Below are 24,815 nucleotides of genomic sequence, written 5' to 3' on the forward strand. Positions count from 1 at the left end.
CGCTGTGTGGAGGGTCGGCGCGCGGGCTACCGGTCGCGTCGTGACCCTGGGACCGGCGACCCTCACGCCGCCGACCACATCCTTGGGGGCTCGCCGGGCCGCCGGCCGCCCTCAGCAGGGGTCGGTCGTCAGACTCCGGCCGTCTCCTTCTCGTCCACGACCTCATCCTTGGAGACCGCCCGGTCCCCGTCGGCGCTCAGACCACCGATCGGCCCGAACTCGTAGGCCAGCTCGGCGTGCTCGGAGAGGTCGACGCCGCGCTCCTCGTCCTCCGCCGACACGCGGAAGCCGATGGTCCTGGCGATGGCCAGGGCGATCACCAGGGTCAGCACGCCGGTGAAGGCCATCGTGAACACCGCCGCCACGACCTGGGCGACGAGCTGGTCGAAGCCCCCGCCGTAGAACAGGCCGCCGCCCTCACCCTCGACCGGCAGGGCCAGGAAGCCGATGCCGACGGTCCCGATGAGACCGGCGACCAGGTGGACCCCGACGACGTCGAGCGCGTCGTCATACCCGAAGCGGTACTTCAGGCCGATCGCCATGGCCGCCCCGGCCCCGGCGACCAACCCGAGAGCCAGCGACCCGACCGGGCTGAGGGCTGCGCAGGCCGGGGTGATCGCGACCAGGCCCGCGACGACACCGGAGGCGGCGCCGAGCGAGGTCGGGCGGCCGTCACGGATCCGCTCGACGAGCATCCAGCCGAGCATCGCCGCGGCGGGGGCTGCGAGCGTGTTGACCCAGATCAGGCCGGCCTCCTCGGCCGAGCCCGCCGCGCCACCGTTGAAGCCGAACCAGCCGAACCACAGCAACGCCGCCCCGATCATCACCAGCGGCACGTTGTGCGGCCGGTGGAAGCCCTTGCTCCACCCGGCGCGCCGTCCCAGGACGTAGACCAGGACGAGCGCCGCCACGCCGGCGTTGATGTGGACCACGGTGCCGCCGGCAAAGTCGATCGCCTCGCCGAACGTGCGCCCGATCGCGCCGTCGGCCGAGAGCAGGCCACCACCCCAGACCATGTAGGCGAGGGGGCAGTAGACCAGGGTGACCCAGATCGGCACGAAGACGGTCCACGCACTGAACCGGGTGCGGTCGGCGACCGCCCCCGAGATGAGGGCGACCGTGATGATCGCGAAGGTGGCGCCGAAGCCGATCCCGATCAGGTCACCGGTCCCGACATACTCGCTCAGGCCGAAGTCCGCGGCCGGGTTGCCGACGAGCCCGCCGAGGAAGCCGGGCGCCGAGGACATCCCGTAGCCCCACAGCACCCACACCACCCCGACGAGCCCGATCGAGACGAAGCTCATCATCATCATGTTCAGGGCCGCCTTGGCCCGCGCCATGCCGCCGTAGAAGAACGCCAGGCCGGGCGTCATCAGCAGCACGAGCGCCGCCGACGCCATCACCCAGACGTCTGTCGCTGTCAGTTCCATGTTGTGCCTCCAGCTAGCCGGGACGCGCCAGGGAGCCGCGTCATGGCGGGAGTCTGCGCCGGGGGTGTTTCACCGTCGGGGCAGCAATGTTTCGGGAGTATGTCGTGCGTTTCCGTCACGTGAAATCTCGCCACCGCGTGCTGCCCGGCGGCGCCATCTCGTGTGTGGGATCCGTTCCCCCGTGCGACTTTTGACCCCCAGATCGGGGTCAAAACCCACACACCGGCACAAAGTCCACACACAATCGCTCGCCCGGGCAGCGGACGGGACCACCGGGCAGCTGGACCGCGCCGTCCCGTGTGTGGGATCCGTTCCCCCGTGCGACTTTTGACCCCCAGATCGGGGTCAAAACCCACACACCGGCACAAAGTCCACACACAATTGCTCGCCCGGGCGGCGCCATCCCGCGCCGCGTCGGGTCAGGTGAGCAGCGCGTGGCAGCGGGTCAGACGCTGGAGCCACCAGTCGCGCCGCTCACCGGTCAGCTCGTGGCCGATGAGGCCCGGCTGCTCGGCGGCCGAGACCACCGCGCGGGCGTCGGCGACAGTGATGAGGCCCCCGACCGGCACCAACGGCCGGTCCGCCACGTCGGCCGCGAGCAGACCGACGGTGCCCAGGCCGCAGGCGTAGTCCAGCTCGGGCAGCGCCGCCGCGAGGGCGACCCCCGCCGCGATGCCGACGGAGGTGTCCAGCGCGCTGGAGACCACGGCCGGCAGACCGCACTCGTGGACGATCCGCAGCGCGGACTCCACCCCGCCCAGCGGCGCGACCTTCGCGACGACCAGATCCGCGGCGCCCTCCCGCGCCACCCGCAAGGGGTCCTCCGCCCGGCGCACCGACTCGTCCGCCGCGATCGGCACGTCGACACCGTCCCGTGCCAGGAGCACGCGCAGCTCGGCCAGCTCGTGGACCTCGGCACAGGGCTGCTCGGCATACTGCAGGTCGAACGCCGACAGCCGGGTCAGCGCCTCCCTGGCCTGCCCGACCGACCAGGCGGCGTTCGCATCGACCCGGATCTGCACGGCGGCACCCATCACTGCGCGCACCTCGGCGACCCGGGCGACGTCGTCGTCCACGGTCTGACCGCGCTCGGCGACCTTCACCTTGACCGTGCGACACCCGTCGAAGCCCGCGAGCACCGCTGCCACGCGCTCCGGACCCACCGCCGGCACCGTCGCGTTGACCTCCACCGCGTCCCGCACCGGCTCCGGCCAGTTCCCCCATGCCGATCCCACGCCTGCGGCGAGCCAGCGGGCGGCCTCGGCGTCGGCATACTCCGGGAAGGGCCCGAACTCGCCCCAGCCCGCGGGTCCCCGGAACAGGACCGTCTCGCGGACGTCGACCCCGCGGAACCGGACGCGCATCGGCAGGGCCACCGGCGTCGCGGAGCCGAGCAGCTCGGGCAGGTCGGGGGTCACCGCCTCAGGGTAGGACGGCTCGACGTCGAGTGAGGCAGCCAGGGCCGCGGCCCTGGTTCGGAGGCTCTGTCAGAGGGGTCTGCCAGGGTGGGTCGATGGCACTCAAGTGGTACACGACAGTGATCGATTGCACGGACCACCACGCCCAGGGCCGGTGGTGGGCGGAGGTGCTGGACTGGACGGTCGCCTTCGCGACGGACGAGGAGCTGGTGCTCGTGCCCCCGCACGCGATGGAGGAGGGCGGGCCCGTCGCAGACCTCGCGACGTGGATGCGCCGCGGGCAGGGCCTCGTCTTCGTGCCCGTCCCAGAGGGCAAGGAGGTCAAGAACCGCCTGCACCTCGACCTGGCGCCGCACTCCAGCCAGGACAGGGACGCCGAGATCCAGCGCGTCCTCGACCTGGGCGCGACCCGGGTCGACGTCGGGCAGGACCCCGGCAAGGCCACCTGGACCGTGCTGGCCGACCCGGAGGGCAATGAGTTCTGCGTGTTGTCCAGCCGCGACCAGTGAGGCGGTGAGCTCCACATGGTCGTGGCCAGGGCGCCGCCCGTCAGTCACCCTGGCCTACCCTGAGCGACGTGAGCGAGCAGAGCACCCAGGCAGCCAACCCGTTCGACCCGTCGCAGTGGGAGGTCGTGGAGGGCTTCGACCTCACCGACATCACCTACCACCGCGCACGCGAGGTCGGGGCGGTGCGGATCGCCTTCGACCGGCCCGAGGTGCGCAACGCCTTCCGACCGCACACCGTCGACGAGCTCTACCGCGCCCTCGACCACGCGCGCATGACCCCCGACGTCGGTGTGGTGCTGCTGACCGGCAACGGCCCGAGCCCGAAGGACGGTGGGCACGCCTTCTGCTCGGGCGGCGACCAGCGGATCCGTGGTCGCTCGGGCTATCAGTATGCCGATGGAGAGACCGCGGACACCGTCGACCATGCGCGGGTCAAGGCCGCCGGCGGACGGCTACACATTCTGGAGGTGCAGCGGCTCATCCGCACCATGCCCAAGGTCGTGGTCGCCGTGGTCAACGGGTGGGCGGCCGGGGGTGGGCACTCGCTACACGTCGTCTGCGACCTGACCATCGCCTCGCGCGAGCACGCGCGCTTCAAGCAGACCGACGCCGACGTGGGCAGTTTCGACGCCGGCTACGGCTCGGCCTACCTGGCGCGCATGGTGGGCCAGAAGTTCGCACGCGAGATCTTCTTCCTGGGCCGCACCTACGACGCGGAGCAGATGCAGGACATGGGCGCGGTCAACCTGGTGGTTGACCACGCGGACCTGGAGCGGGAGTCCCTGGTCGTCGCCCGCGAGATCATGGGCAAGTCGCCGACGGCCCAGCGGATGCTGAAGTTCGCCTTCAACCAGATCGATGACGGCCTCATGGGTCAGCAGGTGTTCGCCGGTGAGGCGACTCGCCTGGCCTACATGACCGACGAGGCGGTCGAGGGCCGGGACGCCTTCCTGGAGCGGCGCGACCCCCAGTGGGGCCCGTTCCCCTGGTACTACTGATCGGGCGCGTTTACGCAGGTCAGAGGCGACGCCCCAGCCGTCAGATGCGTAGATCTCTGTCAGCTTGCTCGGTGAGCAGACGGTGAGGTCGAAGGAGTCGGCGGCCTCGTCGCCAGTCTCGCCGATGAGCACTTGCACGCCAGGCGGCGCGCCCGCCTCCGCGAAGCCGAGGCTGTGGAAGAGCCGACTCCCCTCCAGGCGTTCGCGCGTACACTGAGGCCATGTCGCTGAGCGCATCGGAGTTCTACGAGGCGGGGATGAACCTGCCTCCTTCGGTGCGCAAGGACGTGGCGCTCCGGCTGCTCGAATCGCTTGAGGTCGCCGATAACGACTCGATCGAGGAGGCCTGGACGGCCGAGATCGGCTCTCGCATCGACGACATCATCAGTGGCAAGGTGCGGACCATCCCGGGTGAAGAAGTCTTCGCGCGGGCAGCCGAGCGACGAGCCGCCCGGCAGGCTGCTCGCCAGGCATGACCCATGCCTTCGAGTTCCACCCGGAAGCCCAGGCTGAGCTCGATGCGGACATCGACTGGTACGACGACCGGGAGTTCGATCTCGGTGGCCGCTTCGCCGATGCGGTGAGGGCTGCGGTGGACGCCGCTGTCGAAGACCCGGATGCGTGGGCCGTCTGGCCTGGTTGGGAGCGCGAGCCTCTTGTGTGTTCAAAGGCCGTGACTGGTTTCCCGTATCGGGTCGTCTACTTCGTGCAGGACGACAGCCTCACGATCGTGGCGGTCCCGCATTCAAAGCGGCGCCCCGGCTACTGGCGGGAGCGGGTCAGCCGGTGACCCCGTGTGTGGAAGAACTTGGCAGCCGACAGAACGAGACCTGCCTCTTCGACGCCTCCTACGAGAAGCCGGCCATGCCCCACCTAGCGGGAGACGTCAGCGGCCGTCGGCCGGCTCCTGGTCTCGGTGAACCACCCCGCGATCTTCCCCGTGGTTTACCCGAAGTCCGACTACTTCGCAATCACTCGCTACTCGAGGACTACGAGTTCGACGGCCAGACCGTCTGGCTCACCTCTTGTCACAGGCCCCTGCACGCCATGACCGATGCCTTCACCCGGGCCGGGTTCCGCATCTCGCGGATCAGCGAGCCACCGTTCGACCCGAACACGCCACGCGAGCTGCTGCCGCCCACTCTCGGCAACAGGTCCGCATTCCTGTGCTTCCTGTTCTTCGTTCCCGAACCGTCCTGACCTCGGAACCAACAGTCGCCTGTGGCGGCACCAGCCAGCTGCATCTCATCCGCTACGCAGGAGAAGTTGCCATTCTGTGACCAACCACACGGAACGAAACCGCAGGTCGCAAGGTCAGAGCGTTGGTCCGGATTTACCGAAGATCCCACGCCCGTGGGACAATCCGAGTTGAGACTTTCACGATTTAGGGGAGGAACCCGACAAATGCGACGTTCACTAGTAGCCGCTCTGGCTGTCCCGGTCCTGTTGTTGTCCGCCTGCGGCGGCGACGAGCCCACGGTGGAGGACGCCCCCACCACCGAGGAGGCCACGACTGAGGAGGAGACCGCCACGGAGGAGCCCACCACGGAGGAGGAGACCGCCACCGAGGAGCCCACCACGGAGGAGGAGACCGCCACCGAGGAGCCCACCACGGACGCGGCACCCACTACGGAGGAGCCCACCGAGGAGGAGACCTCCGGTGACGCTGGTGGCGAGTCCAGCGCCGACGGGCAGGCCGCCGCCGACCGCACCAAGGAGTGGCTGGTCGCCTTCGTCAACGGCGAGGAGGCCGTCTGCGACATGATGCTGGACCTCGACAGCGAGGGCACCATGAAGGACGACGAGACCGACTACCCGATCTGCGTCGCCACCTTCCCGAGCCTGGCGAGCGAGATGTTCGACACCGAGACCGCGGGCATCATCGAGTCGATGGAGATCAGCGGCGCAGATGTGGACGGTGACACCGCCGTCGTCAACAAGACCCACTTCTCCGAGCTCTTCGGCGCGGGCATGGGCGAGGAAGTCATCACGCTGAAGAAGATCGACGGCGAGTGGTTCGTCGACATGAACGCCAGCTTCTGATCGACTGACCCGCACGAGCGACACCCGGTGAGCCGGACCCCGCACAGGGGTCCGGCTCACTGCTGTTCGGGTGCGTACTCTGGCTCCGTGCCCCAGCGCCCCGTCATCCCTCCACCCCACCGGAGCACCGTCACCGAGCTCCTGCACGCGGCCGAGCGGGCCGTGGCAGGCGCTGGGGTCGAGCTGACCACGTCCGGCTCGACCGGTCAGCCCAAGCGGGTCGTGCTGGCGGCCTCGGCGCTCCGGGCCTCGGCCACCGCGACCGCCGAGCGGGTCGGGGGTCAGGGTCACTGGCTGCTCGCGCTGCCCTCCAACCACGTCGCCGGCTGGCAGGTAGTGGTTCGCTCGGCCGTGGCCGGCACCGTGCCCACACGGATTGAGGGCCCCTTCACCGTCGACGCCTTCAGGAGGGCAGCACAGCGCCTGCCCGAGGGACCTCGCCTGGTCTCCCTCGTGCCCACCCAGCTCCTGCGCCTCCTGGACGACGACGCCGGGACGTCCGCCCTGGCCGGCTTCACCGCGGTGCTCATCGGTGGCGCAGCCCTCCCGGCACCGCTGCGGCGGCGTGCGGAGGCGGCCGGGGTCCGGTTGCACCGCACCTACGGGATGACCGAGACCTCCGGTGGCTGCGTGTATGACGGCACGCCCCTGACCGGGGTCGAGGTCCGGCTCGACGAGGGTCGGGTGCTGCTCGGTGGGCCCGTCCTGGCCGACGGCTACGCCGACGACCCGGCGCTCACCGCGCAACGCTTCGACACCGACGCCCTCGGGAAGCGCTGGTTCGTCACCGACGATGCCGGCGAGCTCACCGAGGACGGCGTGCTGCAGCTGCTCGGGCGCATCGACGACCTCATCAACACCGGCGGCTTCAAGGTCGCTCCCCGCCCCGTCGAGGAGGCCCTGCACCAGCTCCCCGGCGTGCGCGAGGCGCTCGTGCTCGGCGTGCCCGACCCGGAGTGGGGCCAGCGGGTGGCCGCCGTGCTCGTCGGCGCGGACGACCGGTCCGTGAAGCACACCGTCCCACCGGACACCCGGGCCGTGCGCGACGCGCTCCGGGACCACCTGCCCGCCCACGCGTTACCGCGCCAGGTGCTCTGGCTGTCCGAGTTGCCGATGCTGGCCTCGGGCAAGCCCGACCGGGTGGCGCTGAGGGCCATGTGCGCAGGTAGTGATGGCACAATGGACCCCTACCGCGGACCGCGGAGTGAACTGAATCCGGAGGGAGACCCGTGCTCAGGGTAGTGATGGCCGTGGCCGTCCTGGCCTTCACCGTCTACTGCGTCGTCGACGTCGTCCAGACGGAGGAGGACCGGGTCCGGGGGCTACCCAAACTGGTCTGGCTCATGGTCACCCTCCTCGTCCCGGCCGCCGGTGGGATCAGCTGGCTGATCGCCGGCCGACCACGCGGCATACTCAGGCCCAGGCCGCAGCCTCGCGGCCCCCGCGGCCCGGACGACGACCCCGACTTCCTGCGGGGCATCTGACCCGTGGCGTCAAACGCCCAGTGGGTCGCCGGTGCGCGGCCCCGGACTCTCCCGGCCGCCGTGGCACCCGTCGCGGTCGGCACCGGCTCGGCGCACGCCCTCGGTCACGCCGACCTGGGCCTGGCGCTGCTGGCGCTGCTGGTCTCGGTCGGGCTCCAGATCGGCGTGAACTACGCCAACGACTACTCCGACGGGATCCGGGGCACCGACAGCGACACGGTGCGGGTCGGCCCGGTGCGGCTCGTGGGGCAGGGTCTCGCGGACCCGGCCAACGTGAAGCTGATGGCCTTCCTCTGGTTCGGCTTCGCCGCGCTCTGCGGCCTGGCACTCGTCGCCCTGTCCAACACCTGGGTCCTGCTCCTGATCGGGGGGCTGGCCATCGTGGCGGCCTGGCGCTACACCGGTGGCGACAACCCCTACGGCTACCGCGGGCTGGGCGAGGTGATGGTCTTCGTCTTCTTCGGGCTGGTCGCCGTCCTCGGCACCACCTGGACCCAGGCCCAGGCGCTCGACCTCGCCTCGTGGGCGGGCGCGGTCGGCGTCGGATCGATCGCCTGCGCGATCCTGGTTGTCAACAACCTGCGCGACATCCCCGGCGACACCACCGCCGGCAAGCGGACTCTCGCTGTCCGCCTCGGCGACGGCCGCACCCGCCAGCTGTATGCCGTGCTGCTCGTCCTCGCCCTGCTCGCCTCGGCCGTCGCCGCGGTGGTGCACCCGTGGTCCCTGCTGGCCCTCGCCTCGGCGCCGCTGGCGTTCCTGGCCGCCCGGCCCGTCCTGAGCGGCGCCCTGGGCCGGGAGCTGGTGCCGGTGATCAGTGGCACGGGCCTCTACCAGCTGGGCTTCGCCGCACTGCTCACGATCGGGCTCGTGCTCTCGGCCTGAACCATGCCCTGGGCGAGGCTGGGAGTGTCGGCCGCGTACCGAACTTCCCCAAGAATGGGTCAGCCGGTCTCCTCGTCCTCGGCCTCCTCGTCGGTGCGCTCGTCATCCAGCTTCTCGGCGCGACGGGCGCGGGCCTTCTGCATCGAGGTCTCGATGTTGCGGGCGGCCTCCTCCCGGGGCCCGGCCAGCACGAAGAAGGAGGCCACCATGGAGATCAGCGCGGCGACGACCGCGGCCCAGATCGGGTCCAGCACCAGCATCAGCACCAGGAACAGGACCAGGAACAGCGCCAGGCGGTAGACGGAGTACTTCAGCACGGGTCAGACCCCGGAGTAGGAGTGCCAGCCGACGAAGAAGATGTTGACGACGGCGTAGTTGATGATGATGCAGCCGAAGCCGGCCACGGCCAGCCAGGTCGCCTTGCGGGCGGTCCAGCCCGAGGTGGCCCGGGCGTGCAGGTAGGCGGCGTAGACCACCCAGATCACGAAGGTCCACACCTCCTTCGGGTCCCAGCCCCAATAGCGGCCCCAGGCCTGCTCGGCCCAGATGGCACCCGCGATCAGGGTGAAGGTCCACAGCGGGAACGCCACGATGTGCAGGCCGTAGGTGATCCGCTCCAGGGACGGCGCGCTCGGCAGCGCGGCCAGCCAGTGCGGCACCTCACCCTTGGTCTCGGCCCGGTCCTTGGCCAGGTAGAGCAGCGCCAGCGCGCATCCGATGGTGAACAGCGCGACCGACAGGGTCGCGACGGTGACGTGGATGACGAGCCAGATGGAGTTCAGCGACGGCATGAGCTGGGAGGCCTCGGTGTACCACGACAGCTTGGCCGCGGCCAGGATCAACGTCGCCGGCAGCGTGATGAACAGGCCCAGCCACAACCGGTCCTGGCGCAGCGACCAGGCCGAGTAGACGATGAGCGTGAACATGACCGCCACGATCGCGAACTCGTACATGTTGCCCAGCGGGGCGCGACCCACCGACAGCCCACGCAGGGCGACACCGGCGATCAGCCCGAAGGTCGCCAGCCAGGTCAGCTGCAGGCCGATGACACCCCAGCGCCGGTTGGGCGCGGACGGCTCGGGCGTCTCAGGGGCCAGGACGGCCACCGAGCCCGAGCCAGCCTCGTCCGCGGAGCCGGCGGACGTCATACTGCCGGCCTGAGCTGGTGCAGCCGCGGAGCGGTCCCGGGCGCGGGTGCCGGTGACGGCGAGGTGGCCCGCGAAGGCCAGCATCGCCAGGGTCAGCACCACCATCGTGGCCCAGACCGCGATGTCGGAGGCCTGTGCGAGGGTCTGGTCGGTCATGCGTCGTCCTTCGTCCGTGCGGCTGCGGTGATCTCCTCGGCGAGGGCGTCGAGATAGTCCTGCAACTGTGGGTCCGAGCCCTTGGCCAGGCCCGCGACAGTGAGTCCAGTATGCCGCTCGCCCGGGTCGGCGGTCCCCTCACCCTGGTCGGTGGTCGCCTCACCCTGGTCCGTGGTCGCCTGCCCCTGGTCGGTGACCCGGACGAACACCCGCCGGCGCTTGACCGTGAGCATCGCGATCAGCCCGCCGAGCAGCACGATCGAGCTGATCAGCACCGGGACCCGGCCGGGATCGTGGCGCACGACGAGCCCGCCCCAGCGGACCACGCCGTCAAAGCTCACCGTGCCGCGGCCGCCCGGCAGCTCGATGGTCTCGCCGGGGGCGAGCAGTATCCGGGACACGTCGCCGTCGGTCGTGGTGACCTGCTCCATCTGCGCGGTGTCCAGGGTGTAGACCGACTGCGGCCGCCCGCCCGGGAAGAGCGTCCCCTCGTAGACCCCGAGCGCCAGCCGCGGGTCCATCAGGTCGGGGAAGGTCGAGATGGGACCTGCCGCCTCGTCGAACCCGCCGAAGGTGGGCAGGAAGGCGCCGTAGAAGCCGAGCTGCGGGTCGGCCGCCGGCACCTTGATCGCACCGGTGGAGGTGTAGGTGTCATCCTGCGGCAGGAACGGTGCGGTGAAGGTGCCCAGCGACCGGCCGTCGCTGTCGGTGACGGTCACCACGGGGGCGTAGCCGTTGCCGAGCAGGAACACCGAGGTGCTGCCGAAGTGCAGCGGGTTGTTGACCCCGAGGACCTGCCGCTGCTCCGGGGCACCCGGCGCGTCGGTCGTGGTGAACTGTCCCTCGAACAGCCGGGGGGCGCCGAACTGTGCGCCACCCGCCTGGGTCTCGAACTCCACGTCCAGCCGGTCGAGCCGCAACGAGAACGGCTGGATCGAGTTCTCGTCCACCCAGGGCCCGGCCTCCAGGGTGTCGAAGCGCGCGGCCTGGCTGGTGAACGTCTCGCCCTCCGGGACGATGATCTCGCCGCGCCACCCCCACAGGTGACCCACAGCGACCGAGACGATGACGGCAAGCAAGGAGATGTGGAAGACCAGGTTGCCGGTCTCCCGGAGGTAGCCGCCCTCCGCCGCGATCTCGAGCTCGCGCCCCTCCTCGGCGGCACGGATCCGCAGCCTGCGACGGCCGAGCACCCGGCGGGCCGCCTCGAGAACCGCCTCCGGCGGGGCGTCGACCCGGGTCCGGGTGTGCGCCTCGAGCCGGTGCAGGTTGCGCGGCGCCCGCGGCGGCTGAGCCCGCAGCGTGCGCCAGTGCTGGCCGGCCCTCGGCACGATGCAGCCGACGAGCGAGATCATCAGCAGCAGGTAGATCGCGGCGAACCACGGCGAGGAGTAGACGTCGAAGAAGCCGAACCGGTCCAGCCACTCCCCGGTGGTCGGATTCTCCCGGAGGTACTCGGTGACGCGGACCGGGTCGACGCTGCGCTGGGGCCAGATGGAGCCGGGGACGGCTGCGACCGCGAGCAGCATCAGGAGCATGAGGGCGGTGCGCATGCTGGTCAGCTGGCGCCACATCCAGCGCAGCCAGCCGACCAGACCGAGTCTGGGCTGCCGGATCTGGGCCGACGTCTGCGGCGGGGCCTTCCTGGTGTCAGTCATGCGCCGCAACCATCACAGCACCGTCCGGAATCCGTCGACGAGCCGGGTCTGGATCCAGACGGTCACGCCGTCCCAGAGCCCGGTGACCATGAGCAGGCCCAGCACCACGAGCAGCGTCCCGCCGACGGCCGAGACCACACGGTGCCGGTCCCGGAGCCATCGGGACAGTCGGCTGACCCAACCGAACCCTGCGGCGACCAGCAGGAAGGGCAGCCCGAGGCCGAGGCAGTAGGCCACGGCCAGCACGGTCCCCCGGGTCACCGTGGCCGCGTCGGGCGACATCGAGGCCCCCAGGGTCTGGATGGCGGCCAGGGCAGGCCCGGTGCACGCGGTGAACCCGAGGCCGAACACGACACCGAGCAGCGGTGCCCCCGCGAGACCTGCGGCGGGGCGCCAGCGGGGTCCCAGGCTGGCGGCGGGGTTGACCAGCATGATCAGGCCCAGTGCGATCACCACGGCACCGCCGATCCGCAGCAGCAGGTCCTGGTGCTCCCGGAGGGTCAGCGCCAGCCCGGTGACGACCACGCTCATCGTGATGAACACGGCGCTGAACCCGGCGACGAACAGCGCGGTCCCGGCCAGCAGCCGCCCCCGGCCGCCGCGCTCGGTCGTCTCGGGGGACATGCCCCCGAGGTAGCCGAGGAACCCGGGCACGAGCGGGAGCACACACGGGGAGGCGAAACTCACCAGCCCCGCGAGCGCGGCGACCGCGAGAGCAGCGACCAGAGGACCGCTGAGGACGAGCTCGCTCACTGCTCCAGCACGTCCTCGACCAGGCCCTGCAGGGTGGCGTCGTCGACCTGGCCGGCGACCCGGGCGGCCAGCCGCCCCTGCGCGTCCAGCACCAGGGTGGTCGGCCGGGGGTTGGCCATCCCCTGCAGCTGCAGCAGGGTCTTGCCGCCGTCGTCGACCAGCGAGGGATAGGGCATCTCGTGACGCTGCTCGAAGGCGAGCGCCGCGGAGGCCGAGTCCCGGTCGTTGACCCCCACGAACTGGACGGGGTCACCGGTCTGCTGGAAGTGGGCGTGCGCCGACTTCAGGTCGGGCACCTCCTCCACACACGGTCCGCACCACGAGCCCCACACGTTGATGACCAGGACCTGTCCGAGCGCGTCCGCGGAGGACCATGGCTCCAGTCCCACCTCACCGGTCTCGGGGTCACTCCCGGCGAGGGCCCGGCCGGTCAGCTCGATGGTGACCGTGCGCTCCTCGGGATCGAGCTGCTCGACGGTCCCGTCACCGGAGACGTAGCCCTTCTGGCTGCCGTCCCGCGCCTGGTCGCTGACGGTGTTGCCACCATCGCTGCAGCCGGCGAGCACGAGCGCGAGCGCGAGCAGGCCGCCCAGCACCCCCGCACGACGGTGGCCTGCCCGCGCGCGGCCTCTCACGTCCCCGCCCCGGGGGCGAGACCGGGCAGCAGGTCCGCCGCCGGCTCGGCGTAGTCCAGCTGCACGGGGTCGTCACCGAGGTAGGTGATCGTGGTGACCGAGGCCAGCGTGCACTGCCTGGCCCTCGGGTTGTGCCAGAGCCGACGGCCCTCGATGGTGCGCCGCAGCGTCTCGATCGGCAGCTGGTGGCTGACCAGCACCGCTTCATGCCCGCGGGCGACCTCACGGGCCTGGCTGACGGCGGCGAGCATGCGGCTCGCGATGTCGCGGTAGGGCTCGCCCCAGGACGGTGTGGTCGGGTTGCGCAGCCGTCGCAGGTGCTGCCAGCGGAGCAGCTGCCGGGGGTCCGCACCGACCGTCGTGCCCTCGAAGGTGTTGCCCGCCTCGATCAGCCGCTCGTCCGAGCCGACCTCCAGACCCAGGACCGCTCCGATAGGGGCGGCCGTCTGCTGCGCGCGCTCCAGCGGGGAGGCGACCAGGTGCACGACGTCGCGCCCGGCCATCGACTCGGCCACGCGCTGCGCCATCGCCTCACCCAGGGGCGAGAGGTGGTAGCCCTCCAGCCGTCCGTAGAGCACGCGACCCGGGTTGTCGACCTCACCGTGGCGCACCACGTGCACGAGCGTGCGGCTAGCGGGGGTCATGCCGGCAATTGTCCCATGCGTTCCTGGACGGAACCTCACCCCTCCGCCGGGTCCCCCAGCATCTCGCCGACGGCCCCGGGCAGCGCATCGAGCACGACGCCCACGGCTTCCTCGTCCATGGCGGAGGACACGAACCAGGTCTCGAACGAGCTCGGTGGCAGGTGCACCCCGCGGCGCAGCATGCCGTGGAAGAAGCGCCCGAAGGCGGCGCTGTCCTGGCCCTGCGCGTCGGCGTAGTCGCGCACCTCGCCCTCGCGCAGGAAGACGCTGAACATCGACCCCGCCCACTGGATCCGGTGGGCCACCCCGGCGCGGGTGAACTCGACGGTGACGGCGTCGGCGATGGTGCGCGCGACCTCGTCCAGCCGCTGGTAGACCTCCGGCGTGCACAGCCGCAGCGTGGTCAGACCGGCCACGCTGGCGACCGGGTTCCCCGACAGGGTCCCGGCCTGGTAGACCGGGCCCTCCGGCGCCAGGAGCGCCATGACGTCGGCTCGGCCGCCGAAGGCGGCCGTCGGGAAGCCCCCGCCCATCACCTTGCCGAAGGTGAACAGGTCTGGCGACCCCTCGGCATACGGCCCCTCGAGCCCGAACCACCCGGCCCGGCTGCACCGGAATCCGGTCATCACCTCGTCAGAGATCAGCAGGGCCCCGTGCTGGCGGGTCACCCGGCGCAGCGTCTCGGTGTAGCCGGGGAGCGGCGGCACGACCCCCATGTTGCCCGGGCATGCCTCGGTGATGACCGCGGCGATCTCGGCGCCGCGCTCGGTGAAGGCAGCCTCCAGCGCGGGCACGTCGTTGTAGGGCAGCACGATCGTCTCGGCCGCGCTGCTGGCGGGCACCCCCGCGGAGTCGGGCAGCGCGAAGGTGGCCAGGCCCGAGCCGGCGGAGGCCAGCAGGGAGTCGACGTGGCCGTGGTAGCAGCCGGCGAACTTCACGATGACGCTGCGCCCGGTGAAGCCCCGGGCCAGGCGGATGGCGCTCATCGTGGCCTCGGTGCCGGAGTTGACCAGGCGCACCTGCTCGACGGGCTCCACGCGGGAGACGACCTCCTCGGCGAGGGCCACCTCGTGCTCGCTGGGCGTGCCGAAGCTGAAGCCCGCCCCCGCCGCCGACCGCACGGCCTCCAGCACCTCGGGGTGCGCGTGCCCCAGGATCATCGGGCCCCAGCTGCCGACCAGGTCGACGTAGCGGCGCCCGTCGGCGTCCGTCAGCCAGGGGCCGGCGGCCGAGCGCATGAACCGCGGTGTGCCGCCCACCGAGCGGAACGCGCGGACCGGTGAGTTGACCCCTGCGGGGATAACGGCGCGGGCGCGCTCGAGGAGGGCGGCGGACTCAGGAGCCTCGTCCGGGTAGGTGGTGCTCAACAGTCGTCCTCACTGACCTCGTTGGCCTCGACCACCCTGGCCATGGCCCGGCCGAGGGCGGCGAACTCCTCCGGCGTCAGCCGGTCGAGCAGGATGCGGCGGACGTCGGCGACGTGCACCTGGGCGAGGCGCTCGAGGACCTCCCGCCCGGCGGGGGTCAGGCTGAGCTCCACGCCTCGGCGGTCCTCCCGGACTGCTCGGCGTTGCACCCAGCCCAGACGCTCCAGCCGCGTGGCCGTGTGCGTGAGCCGGCTGCGTGACTGCACGACCAGCTGGGCCAGGGCCGACATGCGCAACCGTCCCCCGGGCGCCTCGGAGAGCATCGAGAGGATCTCGTACTCAGTGAGCCGGGTGCCGTGCCGGGTCAGCCCCTCGTCCAGTGCGGTCGCGACCAGCCGGGTGCCGCGTAGGTAGGCACGCCAGGCGGCCTGCTCGTCGGGGGACAGCCACCGGACCTCGTCCACCGCATTCGGGCTGGCTCCATGCATCGTCAACGCGCCTTCCTGCGGTGGCCGAACGGCCCCGGATGTGTTGGGCTGGGAAGTGGTCTGCAGATCCGATCGTACCGACTCGGAATATGGTTGAATGGTCAACTGTTCCCCTACAGCCCCTGACACACCCGCAACTCAACAGGAGTCACCATGACCGTCTTCAACAGCCTGGCCCCGGGCACCTACACCGTCGACCCGACGCACACCGAGATCGGCTTCACCGCACGCCACATGATGGTGGCCAAGGTGCGCGGCACCTTCGCCGAGTTCACGGCCGACGTTCTCGTCGGTGAGACGCTGGCCGACAGCAAGGTCTCGGCCGAGGTCCAGCTGAACTCCGTCGACACCCGCAACGAGGACCGCGACAACCACCTGCGCACCTCGGACTTCTTCGACGTCGAGCACCACCCGACGATGACCTTCACCTCCACCGAGATCACCGAGTCCTCGATGACCGGCGACCTCACCATCAAGGGCAACACCCGCCCGGTGACCTTCGACCTGGAGTTCAACGGCGTCTCCCCCGACCCGTGGGGCGGCACCCGCGCCGGCTTCGAGGCGACCGCCGAGGTCAACCGCAAGGACTGGGACCTGACCTGGAACGTCGCCGTCGAGGGCGGCGGCGTGCTCGTCTCCGAGAAGGTCAAGCTGCACCTGGACGTCGAGCTGGTCGTGCCGACCGGCGAGGACGCCCCTGCCTGACCGGACGCAGCGGGTGGCGCCGCCACCCCTGACCGACCGGACACGCGAGTGCCCCGACTGTCGACGCTCCAGCTCACTCGGGCGTCAACAGTCGGGGCACTCGCCGTCCCGGCAGACGTCCTCCGGTGTCGCGCGGCCACACGCTGCCCAACTTCGAGCGCCTCCGCGTTCCTCGGGCTGGCTGCAGTCGGCCCGAGGATGACGAAGGCGCTCGAAGACGAGCGGGTCCCGGGTGGCGCTGCGCCAGGGGTGGGGCGGGGGCGTCGAGGCGTCGAGAATGATTACCCACCCGGCCGCCCGACCGGGGGCCTGCTTAGCCCCTCAGCAGGCCCGCCGCGTGGACGGCGTAGTAGGTGAGCACGATCTGCGCCCCCGCCCGCCGGATCGAGGTGAGACTCTCCAGCACGGCCCGGTCGCGGTCCAGCCACCCCCGCTCGGCGGCGGCCTCGAGCTGGGCGTACTCCCCCGAGACCTGGTAGGCCGCGACCGGCACGTCCGCCAGGTCGGCCACCTGCCGCAGCACGTCCAGGTAGGGCAGGGCCGGCTTGACCATCACCAGGTCGGCGCCCTCGGCCAGGTCGAGGCGCAGCTCGCGCAGCGACTCGGTCGCGTTGGCCGGGTCCTGCTGGTAGGTCTTGCGGTCACCCTGCAGGCTTGACCCGACCGCCTCCCGGAACGGGCCGTAGTAGGCCGAGGCGTACTTGGCGGTGTAGGCGAGCACCGCGACCTCGGCGAAACCCGCCCCGTCCAGTGCCCCTCGGATCACCGCGACCTGCCCGTCCATCATCCCGGACGGCCCGACCACGTGCGCGCCGGCAGCCGCCTGCGCGAGTGCCATGTCGGCATACCGCTCCAGGGTGGCGTCGTTGTCCACCCGCCCCTGGCTGTCGAGCACGCCGCAGTGGCCGTGGTCGGTGAACTCGTCCAGGCACAGGTCGGCCATCAGCACCGTGGCGTCGCCGACCTCGCTGCGCAGGTCCTGCAGGGCTAGGTTGAGTATGCCGTCGGGCCGGGTTCCCCAGGTCCCCTCGGCGTCCTTGTGCTCGGGTGCGGGGACGCCGAAGAGCATCAGCCCGCCGATGCCGGCCTCGACGGCCTCGTGCGCGGCGCGCTTCAGCGAGTCCCGGGTGTGCTGCACGACGCCGGGCATCGAGCCGATCGGCGCCGGCTCATCGATATCCTCCCGGACGAAGACGGGCAGCACCAGGTCCGCCGCGGACAGCCGGGTCTGGGCCACCAGCCGCCGCATCGCCGGCGTGGTCCGCAGGCGTCGGGGCCGCTCGTGGGGACCGGTCACCGGCTCGCTAGAGCCCCTAGGCAGTGCGCCCTCAGCGCTCACGGCCGCGCCAGCGCTCACGCGCGGGCCCGGGCGGCGCTGCGCCTCCCTGAGGTGCGGCGTTGGCTCGGCCGGACCGGCTCGCCGGCGTGTCGCGCGGCCAGCGCGTACTCCGCGGCGTGGGCGGCGAGCGCCTCGACGAGGACGGTGGCCCGCGGTTCCGGCGCCACGACGTCCACGCGCAGACCGTGCTCCTCCGCCGTCTTGGCCGTGGCCGGTCCGATGCACGCCACGACGGTGTTCGGGTGCGGCTTGCCGGCGATGCCGACGAGGTTGCGCACCGTCGAGGAGCTGGTGAAGCAGACCGCGTCGAACAGGCCACCCTTGATCGCGTCGCGGACCGGCGCGGGAGGAGGCGAGGCGCGCACCGTCCGGTAGGCCGTGACGTCGTCGACCTCCCACCCCATGTCGATGAGGCCGGCCACCAGGGTGTCGGTGGCGATGTCGGCACGCGGGAGGAAGACCCGGTTGATCGGGTCGAGCACGTCGTCATACTCCGGCCAGTCGGCCAGCAGCCCCCGGGCTGACTGTTCCGTGGTGGGGATCAGGTCGGGCTCGATCCCCCACTGTCGCAGGGCCTCCGCGGTGACGCCGCCGACGGCCGCGACCTTCAGGCCGGCGAACGCCCGGGCGTCCAGGCCGAGCTCGGTGAACTTCTCACGCACCGCGCGGACCGCGTTGACGGAGGTGAAGCCGACCCACTCGTAGCGGCCGGTGACCAGGCCGCGGATGGCACGGTCCATCTGCTGCGGGGTGCGCGGGGGCTCGACGCTGATGGTCGGCACCACCTGGGACGTCCCACCGTGCGAGGCGATCCGGGCAGTCATCTCGGTCGCCTGGTCCTTGGTCCGGGGCACCAGGACGTTCCAGCCGAAGAGCGGCTTGGTCTCAAACCAGCTCAGCTCGTCACGCAGGTCGACGGCATGACCGACGACCACGACGCCGAACGGGGCGGTGTGCTGGGCCATGTTGGCGTCCACGTCGTCCAGGACCGTGACGACGGTCTGCTGGGCGACCGTGGTGCCGTGCTCGGTGAGACAGACCGGGGTCTGGGGGTCGCGCCCGGCGCGACGGAGCCCGCCGAGGGCCTTGCGCAACTGCTCGGGTGTCCCGAGGAGCACGACTGTGACGTCGTCGGCCACCGAGGTCGTCCAGTCCGTGCGGGAGTCGGCGGCGTCGATGACGTGCACCTCACCGGACTCGGTCGAGGTCAGCGGCACCCCCGCGTAGGTCGGGACGGACCAGGCCGCGGAGACCCCGGGGACGATCTCGAACAGCACGCCGGCGGCGCGGCAGGCCAGGGCCTCCTGGCTGAGGGTCGTGAAGGTGGCGGGATCACCGGCCATCACGCGGACCACCAGCGCCTCGGGGTCCTTCAGCGCGGTCGCCTCACGCACCAGGACCTTGGCGCGCGCGGCCGGGGACCGTCGCGACGTCGAGCCGATCGCACCGGCCTCGACCACACTGGCGTCCTCGCGGACGAGCCCGGCCAGCCAGCCCGTCCCGTCCGGCTCGTCGAGCACGACGACGTCGGCGGCGGCGAGGTAGTCACGAGCTCGCACGGTGAGCAGGCCAGGGTCGCCTGGGCCCGCGCCGATGAAGGCGACGCGCGCCCTCGACACGGTCGGGGCACTGGGAACTGCGGTGCTGGTGCTCACGAAATCACGCTCCAGGATGTTGTGCTGCGGGGGGCTGGTGGGGGTCGCGCAGGCCGGTTGGGGCCAACTGGCCGAGGAAGTGGTGTGCCATCGCACGGCCGAGCTCGGCGGCATCCGCACCGCGCAGGCTGTGCCGGATGGTCTCGCCGGACGCGCCCCCCACCACCGCGTCCAGCACGATCTGGTCCCCCTCCAGCCGGGCCAGTGCCCCCACCGGTGCGCTGCACCCCGCCTCGAGCTCGGAGAGCAGCGTCCGCTCCGCAGTGACGCAGGTGCGGGTCGGTGCGTGCTCCAGTGCGGACAGCAGCTCGACCGTGGCGGGGTCGTCCGCGCGACACTCCACCGCGAGGGCGCCCTGCCCGGGTGCGGGCAGCATCACCGTGGTGTCCAGCAGCTCGCTGGCCTCCCCGATGCGGCCGAGGCGGTTGAGCCCGGCGGCCGCGAGCACGATGGCGTCGAGCGCCCCCGAGGTGACCTTCGCGATGCGGCTGCCCACGTTGCCCCGCAGGTCGGTGACGCGAGCCCGGGGAGCGGCCACCTCGAGCTGGACCGCTCGTCGCGGAGACCCCGTGCCGATCAGGGCACCGTCGGGCAGATCGGCCAGCAGCAGTCCGTCGCGGGACACCAGCACGTCGCGAGGGTCCTCCCGCTCCGGGACGGCCACGACGACCAACCCCGGCTCCTCCGCCACGGGAAGATCCTTCAGCGAGTGCACCGCGCAGTCGATTCGCCCGTCGAGCAGCGCCTCACGCAACGCCGACACGAACACGCCCGTGCCGCCGATCTGGGTCAGCGGTGCGCTGGAGCGGTCACCCTCGGTCTGCACGAGGACCAGTTCGACCTCCTGCCCACGAGCCCGCAACCGGTCTGCGACCCAGCCCGACTGGGAGGTGGCCAGCTCACTGGCGCGCGTCCCGAGCCGGAGCGGACGGGCGTGCGAGCTCGCGGCACCGGTTGCGTTGGTGCTCATGGCAAGCCACCCACCGTCGGGGGCTGCTCGACGGCCGCGGTCTCCCGCGGGTCCAGGTCGAACAGCTCGCGCAGTAGCGCGAGGTAGGAGCCGTCCGTGTCATCGGCAGCCATCTCCCTGGCGCGCACCGCTGGGGTGTGAAGGAGCTTGTCGAGGATCCGGCGGACGCTGTGGTGCACCTCGGCCCGCTGCTCCTCGTCGAGCCCAGGCAGCTTGTGGTCCAACCGTGCCAGCTCGGCGTCGGCCACGGACACGGCCCGCGAGCGCATCTCGGCCAGGGTGGGCCCCACCTGTGCCGAACGCCTCGTGGCCAGATAGGTCGCGACCTCACCGGACACCAGGTCGCGCACGCCCTGCAGGACCGTCGCGGTCTCCGCCGCGTCGGGGGCGCCGTCACCCGCGGTGGTTGCGTCGCTCGCGGCTGTCCAGGGCCTGGGCGTGCCGGGCGTGGGCGTGCCGGGCGTGGGCGTGCCGGGCGTGGGCTTCGAACCTGCGGCCGCCAGCTCGGTCAGCTCCGTCAGTCCCCACACGGTGACGCCCGGAAGGCCCGCCACCTCGGGTGCGACATCGCGCGGCATCGCCAGGTCGATCAGGACCAGTGGACGCTCCGACCGGTCCGCACCGGTCAGCAACTCGCGCGTGATCACCTGGTCTGTGGCTCCGGTGCAGGACAGCACGAGATCGGCCTGCTGCACCTCAGCCGCCAGGTCGTCCCAGTCGCGGGCCAGCCCGCCGTGGGAGGTCGCCAGCCGCTCGGCGCGCTCCCGGGTGCGGTTGACGACGGTCAGTCGGCCGACGCCGGCGCGGCGCAGCGACGCCGCAGCCAGTCCCGACATGGCGCCGGCCCCCACCACCAGTGCCCGTGCCCCGACGAGCGCGCCGAGGATGTCATCGGCCCGCTCGATGCCGGCGCCCACGAGTGACCGCGCCACGCGGTCCAGCCCGGTCTCGGTGTGGGCCCGCTTGCCGACGCGCAGCGCCTGCTGGAACAGCGGGTTGAGCGCGGCTCCCAGATGGGCATCGCGCTGGCCGGCACGGAGTGCGGCACGGAGCTGGCCGAGGATCTCGCTCTCCCCCAGGGCCATCGACTCCAGGCCGCAGGCCAGGGAGAAGAGGTGGTGGACGGCGCGGTCCTCGTAGTGCACGTACAGGTGCGGGGTGAGCGCCTCCAGGTCCATCCCGGTCTCCGCGGCCAGCGCCGCACCCACCTGCGCGACCGCGCCGTGGAAGGTGAGCGCATCGGCATACACCTCGGTGCGGTTGCACGTGGCCAGCACCAGGGACTCCCTGACGTCCTCCAGACCCACGACGCCGGAGGCGAGTGTCCGCGAGCGGGTCTCGTCGAGCGAGACGCGCTCCAGCATCTCCAGCGGGGCGCTCCGGTGGGAGATACCCACGACCAGCAGACTCATCCGGCCACCTCACGGTCCTCGCTCGGGACCTGGCCCGACGTCGGGACGGCGAGCAGGCGGCGCTGTTCGTGGAAGGCGAGGATCTGCAGCTCGGTCGCGAGGTCGACCCCGCGGACGTCGACCTCGTCGGGGACCGTCAGGTGTCCGGGGGCGAAGTTGAGGATGGAGCGGACCCCCATCGCGACCAGCTGGTCGGCGACCGCCTGGGCGGCCGGCGCCGGCGTGGTGATCACGCCGATGGCCACGGTCGGCCCGGCCGTGGCCAGGTCCGCCAGCGTCGACACGGTCAGCCCCTCGACCCGCGTGCCCACCACCGCGGGGTCGTCATCGGCCAGCGCCACGATGCGGAAGCCCCGGCCCGAGAATCCGCCGTAGGAGGCGAGGGCACGCCCCAGGTTGCCCATGCCGACGATCACGACGGGCCACTCCTGGGTGAGCCCGAGCTCCTGGGCGATCTGCGCGGCGAGCAGGTCGACGTCATAGCCGACGCCCCGCACACCGTAGGAACCGAGGTGTGAGAGGTCCTTGCGCAACTGGGTGGAGCGCACCCCGGCCAGCGCGGCCAGCTCCTCCGAGGCGATGTTGGTGATGCCCTGGTCGTGCAGCGGGGTCAGTGCCCGCAGGTACAACGGCAGCCGACCCACTGTGGCTTCAGGCACACCACCTGTGCGACGGACGGACTCGTGGACCACCTCGGCACGGACTCCTCTCAGCCACGACATGACGCCCTATACCAGCAGCGCGTCGGGGGGATGCAGGGACCCCCCCACCCTATGACTTTGTGAAGGCTTGCACAAAGTCGACATCTGCCGCCGGATGGGCTATCTAACGTCGCCGACGACTGCGGCGGTTGATCGCGCTGGTCAGCGCCTCGTCGGTCACGCGCCAGTGGGCAACCTCACGCCCGTCGACGAGAACGACCGGCACCAGATCCGCATACTTATGCAGCAGTTCGGGAGAAGAGTCGACGTCCACCCGGTCCCAGACGGCCCCCGTGCGCTCGACCACCCGCGCGATGACAGCCGCGGCCTCCTCGCACAGGTGACACCCCTCCCGGTCGATCAGCGTGACCTGCGGGGTGGTCGTCCCGCTCCGCCCGCGCCACAGCCACCCCATCAGAAGAACACCGAGCGCCGGTCCTGCAGCAGGCCGTAGAGCGTGTGCTGGATCGTCTCGCGGACCCGGTCGGAGAGCTCGAAGACGACGGCGGGGTCCTCGGCGGCACCCTCACCGCGGTCGTCGGTGCGCACCGGGGCCCCGAACTCGATGAGCCACTTGCTGGGAAGGGGGACCATGCCCAGCGGCCCGAGCCAGGGGAAGGTGGGCGTCAGCGGGAAGTAGGGCAGGCCCAGGAGGCGGGCCAGGGGTGTGGCGTTGCCCAGCATCGGGGCGATCTCCTCGGCCCCGACGATGGAGCACGGGATGATCGGGACCTCTGCCCGCAGCGCGGCCGCGACGAACCCGCCGCGTCCGAACCGCTGCAGCCGGTAGCGGTCCTTGTAGAGCTTGCCGACCCCTTTGAAGCCCTCCGGCCAGACACCGACCAGGTGTCCGTCGTTGAGGAGCCGCTGCGCGTCCGCGCTGGTGGCCAGTGTGCTTCCGGTCTTGCGGGCGACCGGGCCCATCACCGGCGAGGAGAAGACGAGGTCGGCACCGAGCATCCGCAGGTTGCGGTGGCCGGGGGTCTCGTCGTGGACCGCCAGCTGGGTCATCAGCGAGTCCACCGCGATCGTGCCGGAGTGGTTGGCCACGATCAGCGCCCCGCCCTCGGCCGGGATGTTCTCGGCCCCACGCACCTCGACCCTGAACCAGTCGCGGTAGAGCGGGCGCAGCAGCGGCAGGGCGAGGTGCTCGGTGAAGTCCTCGTCGAAGCCGAACTCGTCGATCGTGTAGTCACCGGTGAGGCGGCGCCGAAGGAAGGCCAGCGTGCGGGCGACCGACTCGTCGAGCTCGTCACCGGCCAGGCCGGTGGCGGCCCCGGCCGCCCGCAGACCCTTGATCAGCAGCATCACGAGGTGCTCCAGGTCGCTCTCGCGCACCTGAGGAGACTGTCCGGCCTCGGTCACTGCCCCTCCTCGTCCGCGTGCTGCTCGGGGCGGTCCCCGGCGCGCCGGGCAGCCAGGAAGGAGTCGAAGGCCCCGCGGGTTGTGTAGGCGGGCGAGAAGCCCAGCTCCTTGCGCATCCGGCTCGTGTCCACGACCCGACCGTAGGACAGGAAGGCCATGTGGTCCGACGGCAGCGCCGCCCAGCCGAGCCGCCTGGACGCCCAGAGTGAGAAGCCGCCCGCCCCGGGAGGCACGACCACCCAGGGCCGGTGGCTCAGGGCGACCGCCTGTCCCAGCGACAGCACGCCGTCACCGGCGATGTTGACAGTGCCTGCCACCGGCCCGGTCGTGGCCTGCACCGCGGCCGCCACGGCGTCGTCCTCGTGGAGGAACTGCAGGCGTCCCTGCTGGCCGAACGGGACCGGCAGCACCGGCATCCGGAAGTAGTCGGTGAGCACCGTGCGGATGCTCGGGCCGATCACATTGGCCATCCGCAGCATGGTGATGTCGATGTCAGGTCGACGCCGCGCCAGTCCGCGCACGTAGCTCTCGGCCTCCATGGAGTCCCGCGGGAACCCAGAGCGGGGCAGCTGCTTGGCCGTCATCTCCTCGGTGAACACCGCCGGATCGTGGGGAGAGGAGCCGTAGACACCGGCGGTGGACTTGACGACGACCCTGCGCACCCCCGGCGACTTCTGACAGGCAGCCATGAGCTGCATCGTGCCGAGCACGTTGATGTCCTTCTGGACCACCCGTCCCCCGGCGTCCCGCGGCGTCGCGATGACGCCCATGTGCACGACGGTGTCGACGGCCGCCTGCGTGATCAGGCGGGCCAGCAGGGGACTTCGGACGTCGGCACGGACATACTCACCACGGCCCATCGGGTGCTTCGGCGGGACCAGGTCGACGCCGAGGACGCGCTCGATGGACGGGTCGTCGGCCAGGCGCCGGACGACCCGGCCGGCCAGGTCGCGGGCCACGCCCGTGACCAGCACGACGCGGGGCGGCGATGCCAGGTCCACAGGTTCCACCCTCCAAGAATGCCGCGACGGCGCCGACCTCCACCAGTGGGG

The 24,815-nt window shown here is 71.5% G+C and carries 28 protein-coding genes; 10 read left to right on the plus strand and 18 right to left on the minus strand.

Annotation, left to right across the window (positions count from 1 at the left end):
- Positions 1-128 precede the first annotated feature (128 nt).
- Both MWU75_RS16060 and MWU75_RS16065 read right to left on the minus strand, forming a co-directional pair.
- Complete coding sequence (locus tag MWU75_RS16060; RefSeq protein WP_247092759.1) at positions 129-1,430, minus strand: ammonium transporter; 1,302 nt, start codon at positions 1,428-1,430, stop codon at positions 129-131.
- A 419-nt stretch (positions 1,431-1,849) separates the two neighbouring features.
- A complete protein-coding gene (locus MWU75_RS16065; RefSeq protein ID WP_348647794.1) occupies positions 1,850-2,848 on the minus strand; it encodes an o-succinylbenzoate synthase in 999 nt (332 codons plus the stop codon).
- Positions 2,849-2,943: 95 nt separating this feature from the next.
- On the opposite strand from MWU75_RS16065, the gene MWU75_RS16070 reads away from it, so the two are divergent.
- The 9 genes from MWU75_RS16070 (at position 2,944) to MWU75_RS16110 (ending at position 8,767) form a co-directional block, all read left to right on the plus strand.
- On the plus strand, positions 2,944-3,357 hold the full coding sequence (locus MWU75_RS16070; RefSeq protein WP_247092761.1) for a VOC family protein: 414 nt from the start codon (positions 2,944-2,946) through the stop codon (positions 3,355-3,357).
- A gap of 68 nt (positions 3,358-3,425) precedes the next feature.
- Positions 3,426-4,355, plus strand: coding sequence for a 1,4-dihydroxy-2-naphthoyl-CoA synthase (locus MWU75_RS16075; RefSeq protein WP_247092763.1), 930 nt, complete (start codon positions 3,426-3,428; stop codon positions 4,353-4,355).
- Positions 4,356-4,576: 221 nt separating this feature from the next.
- Positions 4,577-4,831, plus strand: coding sequence for an addiction module protein (locus tag MWU75_RS16080; protein WP_247092765.1), 255 nt, complete (start codon positions 4,577-4,579; stop codon positions 4,829-4,831).
- The gene (locus MWU75_RS16085) at positions 4,828-5,145 is read left to right on the plus strand and encodes a type II toxin-antitoxin system RelE/ParE family toxin (RefSeq protein WP_247092767.1); all 318 of its coding nucleotides are present in this window, start codon (positions 4,828-4,830) and stop codon (positions 5,143-5,145) included. Before MWU75_RS16080 ends, MWU75_RS16085 begins: the two co-directional genes overlap by 4 nt.
- Before the next feature lie 257 nt (positions 5,146-5,402).
- Complete coding sequence (locus MWU75_RS16090) at positions 5,403-5,555, plus strand: hypothetical protein (protein ID WP_247092768.1); 153 nt, start codon at positions 5,403-5,405, stop codon at positions 5,553-5,555.
- A gap of 204 nt (positions 5,556-5,759) precedes the next feature.
- Positions 5,760-6,398 carry a hypothetical protein gene (locus MWU75_RS16095; RefSeq protein ID WP_247092770.1) on the plus strand — a complete coding sequence of 213 codons (639 nt, stop codon included), beginning with the start codon at positions 5,760-5,762 and terminating at the stop codon, positions 6,396-6,398.
- A gap of 87 nt (positions 6,399-6,485) precedes the next feature.
- Positions 6,486-7,640: an o-succinylbenzoate--CoA ligase gene (gene menE / locus MWU75_RS16100; RefSeq protein ID WP_247092772.1), complete on the plus strand. Its 1,155-nt coding sequence runs from the start codon at positions 6,486-6,488 to the stop codon at positions 7,638-7,640.
- Positions 7,628-7,882: a PLD nuclease N-terminal domain-containing protein gene (locus MWU75_RS16105; RefSeq protein WP_247092774.1), complete on the plus strand. Its 255-nt coding sequence runs from the start codon at positions 7,628-7,630 to the stop codon at positions 7,880-7,882. The genes menE and MWU75_RS16105 overlap by 13 nt, the downstream gene beginning before the upstream one ends.
- Before the next feature lie 3 nt (positions 7,883-7,885).
- Positions 7,886-8,767, plus strand: a complete 882-nt coding sequence (locus MWU75_RS16110; protein WP_247092776.1) for a 1,4-dihydroxy-2-naphthoate polyprenyltransferase — start codon at positions 7,886-7,888, stop codon at positions 8,765-8,767.
- Between the two features lie 59 nt (positions 8,768-8,826).
- On the opposite strand, the gene MWU75_RS16115 is transcribed toward MWU75_RS16110, so the two are convergent.
- Genes MWU75_RS16115 through MWU75_RS16150 form a run of 8 tightly spaced genes read right to left on the minus strand, consistent with a single transcriptional unit; the run spans position 8,827 to position 15,616 of the window.
- Positions 8,827-9,084 (minus strand): DUF4229 domain-containing protein, encoded by a 258-nt coding sequence (locus tag MWU75_RS16115; protein WP_247092778.1) that lies wholly within the window; start codon positions 9,082-9,084, stop codon positions 8,827-8,829.
- 3 nt (positions 9,085-9,087) lie between these two features.
- A complete protein-coding gene (gene ccsB, locus MWU75_RS16120) occupies positions 9,088-10,071 on the minus strand; it encodes a c-type cytochrome biogenesis protein CcsB (RefSeq protein WP_247092780.1) in 984 nt (327 codons plus the stop codon).
- Complete coding sequence (locus MWU75_RS16125; protein ID WP_247092782.1) at positions 10,068-11,729, minus strand: cytochrome c biogenesis protein ResB; 1,662 nt, start codon at positions 11,727-11,729, stop codon at positions 10,068-10,070. The genes ccsB and MWU75_RS16125 overlap by 4 nt, the downstream gene beginning before the upstream one ends.
- Before the next feature lie 12 nt (positions 11,730-11,741).
- Positions 11,742-12,482, minus strand: a complete 741-nt coding sequence (locus tag MWU75_RS16130) for a cytochrome c biogenesis CcdA family protein (protein ID WP_247092784.1) — start codon at positions 12,480-12,482, stop codon at positions 11,742-11,744.
- Positions 12,479-13,078 (minus strand): TlpA disulfide reductase family protein, encoded by a 600-nt coding sequence (locus MWU75_RS16135; protein WP_247092785.1) that lies wholly within the window; start codon positions 13,076-13,078, stop codon positions 12,479-12,481. Before MWU75_RS16135 ends, MWU75_RS16130 begins: the two co-directional genes overlap by 4 nt.
- A gap of 35 nt (positions 13,079-13,113) precedes the next feature.
- Positions 13,114-13,761 carry a histidine phosphatase family protein gene (locus tag MWU75_RS16140; protein WP_247092787.1) on the minus strand — a complete coding sequence of 216 codons (648 nt, stop codon included), beginning with the start codon at positions 13,759-13,761 and terminating at the stop codon, positions 13,114-13,116.
- Between the two features lie 35 nt (positions 13,762-13,796).
- Entirely contained in the window at positions 13,797-15,131 is a 1,335-nt protein-coding gene (gene hemL / locus MWU75_RS16145; RefSeq protein WP_247092921.1) for a glutamate-1-semialdehyde 2,1-aminomutase, read from the minus strand.
- Positions 15,125-15,616, minus strand: a complete 492-nt coding sequence (locus tag MWU75_RS16150) for a MarR family transcriptional regulator (protein ID WP_247092924.1) — start codon at positions 15,614-15,616, stop codon at positions 15,125-15,127. Before MWU75_RS16150 ends, hemL begins: the two co-directional genes overlap by 7 nt.
- A gap of 153 nt (positions 15,617-15,769) precedes the next feature.
- Between MWU75_RS16150 and MWU75_RS16155 the strand changes: the two genes are divergently transcribed.
- Positions 15,770-16,321 (plus strand): YceI family protein, encoded by a 552-nt coding sequence (locus tag MWU75_RS16155; RefSeq protein WP_247092789.1) that lies wholly within the window; start codon positions 15,770-15,772, stop codon positions 16,319-16,321.
- 313 nt (positions 16,322-16,634) lie between these two features.
- Here the strand turns inward: MWU75_RS16155 and hemB are convergent, their stop codons facing one another.
- From hemB to MWU75_RS16195, 8 genes are all read right to left on the minus strand, one after another.
- On the minus strand, positions 16,635-17,618 hold the full coding sequence (hemB, locus tag MWU75_RS16160) for a porphobilinogen synthase (protein WP_348647796.1): 984 nt from the start codon (positions 17,616-17,618) through the stop codon (positions 16,635-16,637).
- 56 nt (positions 17,619-17,674) lie between these two features.
- Positions 17,675-19,315 carry a bifunctional uroporphyrinogen-III C-methyltransferase/uroporphyrinogen-III synthase gene (locus MWU75_RS16165; RefSeq protein WP_247092791.1) on the minus strand — a complete coding sequence of 547 codons (1,641 nt, stop codon included), beginning with the start codon at positions 19,313-19,315 and terminating at the stop codon, positions 17,675-17,677.
- 4 nt (positions 19,316-19,319) lie between these two features.
- Positions 19,320-20,285 (minus strand): hydroxymethylbilane synthase, encoded by a 966-nt coding sequence (hemC, locus tag MWU75_RS16170; RefSeq protein ID WP_247092793.1) that lies wholly within the window; start codon positions 20,283-20,285, stop codon positions 19,320-19,322.
- Positions 20,282-21,697: a glutamyl-tRNA reductase gene (gene hemA / locus MWU75_RS16175; RefSeq protein WP_247092795.1), complete on the minus strand. Its 1,416-nt coding sequence runs from the start codon at positions 21,695-21,697 to the stop codon at positions 20,282-20,284. The genes hemC and hemA overlap by 4 nt, the downstream gene beginning before the upstream one ends.
- On the minus strand, positions 21,694-22,419 hold the full coding sequence (locus MWU75_RS16180) for a redox-sensing transcriptional repressor Rex (protein ID WP_247092797.1): 726 nt from the start codon (positions 22,417-22,419) through the stop codon (positions 21,694-21,696). Before MWU75_RS16180 ends, hemA begins: the two co-directional genes overlap by 4 nt.
- A 103-nt stretch (positions 22,420-22,522) precedes the next feature.
- A complete protein-coding gene (locus tag MWU75_RS16185) occupies positions 22,523-22,813 on the minus strand; it encodes a glutaredoxin family protein (RefSeq protein WP_247092799.1) in 291 nt (96 codons plus the stop codon).
- On the minus strand, positions 22,813-23,763 hold the full coding sequence (locus MWU75_RS16190) for a lysophospholipid acyltransferase family protein (protein WP_247092801.1): 951 nt from the start codon (positions 23,761-23,763) through the stop codon (positions 22,813-22,815). The genes MWU75_RS16185 and MWU75_RS16190 overlap by 1 nt, the downstream gene beginning before the upstream one ends.
- Positions 23,760-24,764, minus strand: coding sequence for an NAD-dependent epimerase/dehydratase family protein (locus MWU75_RS16195; protein WP_247092803.1), 1,005 nt, complete (start codon positions 24,762-24,764; stop codon positions 23,760-23,762). The genes MWU75_RS16190 and MWU75_RS16195 overlap by 4 nt, the downstream gene beginning before the upstream one ends.
- Positions 24,765-24,815: the final 51 nt, after the last annotated feature.

Source organism: Ornithinimicrobium sp. F0845 (genome assembly GCF_023015765.1).
GTDB lineage: Bacteria > Actinomycetota > Actinomycetes > Actinomycetales > Dermatophilaceae > Ornithinicoccus.

Excerpts from the sequence above, each read along its gene's own strand:
- MWU75_RS16080 (WP_247092765.1), top strand. The coding sequence starts at position 4,577 with ATGTCGCTGAGCGCATCGGAGTTCTACGAGGCGGGGATGAACCTGCCT.
- MWU75_RS16140 (WP_247092787.1), bottom strand. The coding sequence starts at position 13,761 with ATGACCCCCGCTAGCCGCACGCTCGTGCACGTGGTGCGCCACGGTGAG.
- MWU75_RS16125 (WP_247092782.1), bottom strand. The coding sequence starts at position 11,729 with ATGACTGACACCAGGAAGGCCCCGCCGCAGACGTCGGCCCAGATCCGG.
- MWU75_RS16090 (WP_247092768.1), top strand. The coding sequence starts at position 5,403 with ATGACCGATGCCTTCACCCGGGCCGGGTTCCGCATCTCGCGGATCAGC.
- hemA (WP_247092795.1), bottom strand. The coding sequence starts at position 21,697 with ATGAGTCTGCTGGTCGTGGGTATCTCCCACCGGAGCGCCCCGCTGGAG.
- MWU75_RS16070 (WP_247092761.1), top strand. The coding sequence starts at position 2,944 with ATGGCACTCAAGTGGTACACGACAGTGATCGATTGCACGGACCACCAC.
- MWU75_RS16060 (WP_247092759.1), bottom strand. The coding sequence starts at position 1,430 with ATGGAACTGACAGCGACAGACGTCTGGGTGATGGCGTCGGCGGCGCTC.
- hemC (WP_247092793.1), bottom strand. The coding sequence starts at position 20,285 with ATGAGCACCAACGCAACCGGTGCCGCGAGCTCGCACGCCCGTCCGCTC.
- MWU75_RS16180 (WP_247092797.1), bottom strand. The coding sequence starts at position 22,419 with ATGTCGTGGCTGAGAGGAGTCCGTGCCGAGGTGGTCCACGAGTCCGTC.
- MWU75_RS16095 (WP_247092770.1), top strand. The coding sequence starts at position 5,760 with ATGCGACGTTCACTAGTAGCCGCTCTGGCTGTCCCGGTCCTGTTGTTG.
- MWU75_RS16085 (WP_247092767.1), top strand. The coding sequence starts at position 4,828 with ATGACCCATGCCTTCGAGTTCCACCCGGAAGCCCAGGCTGAGCTCGAT.
- MWU75_RS16185 (WP_247092799.1), bottom strand. The coding sequence starts at position 22,813 with ATGGGGTGGCTGTGGCGCGGGCGGAGCGGGACGACCACCCCGCAGGTC.
- MWU75_RS16150 (WP_247092924.1), bottom strand. The coding sequence starts at position 15,616 with ATGCATGGAGCCAGCCCGAATGCGGTGGACGAGGTCCGGTGGCTGTCC.
- MWU75_RS16155 (WP_247092789.1), top strand. The coding sequence starts at position 15,770 with ATGACCGTCTTCAACAGCCTGGCCCCGGGCACCTACACCGTCGACCCG.
- ccsB (WP_247092780.1), bottom strand. The coding sequence starts at position 10,071 with ATGACCGACCAGACCCTCGCACAGGCCTCCGACATCGCGGTCTGGGCC.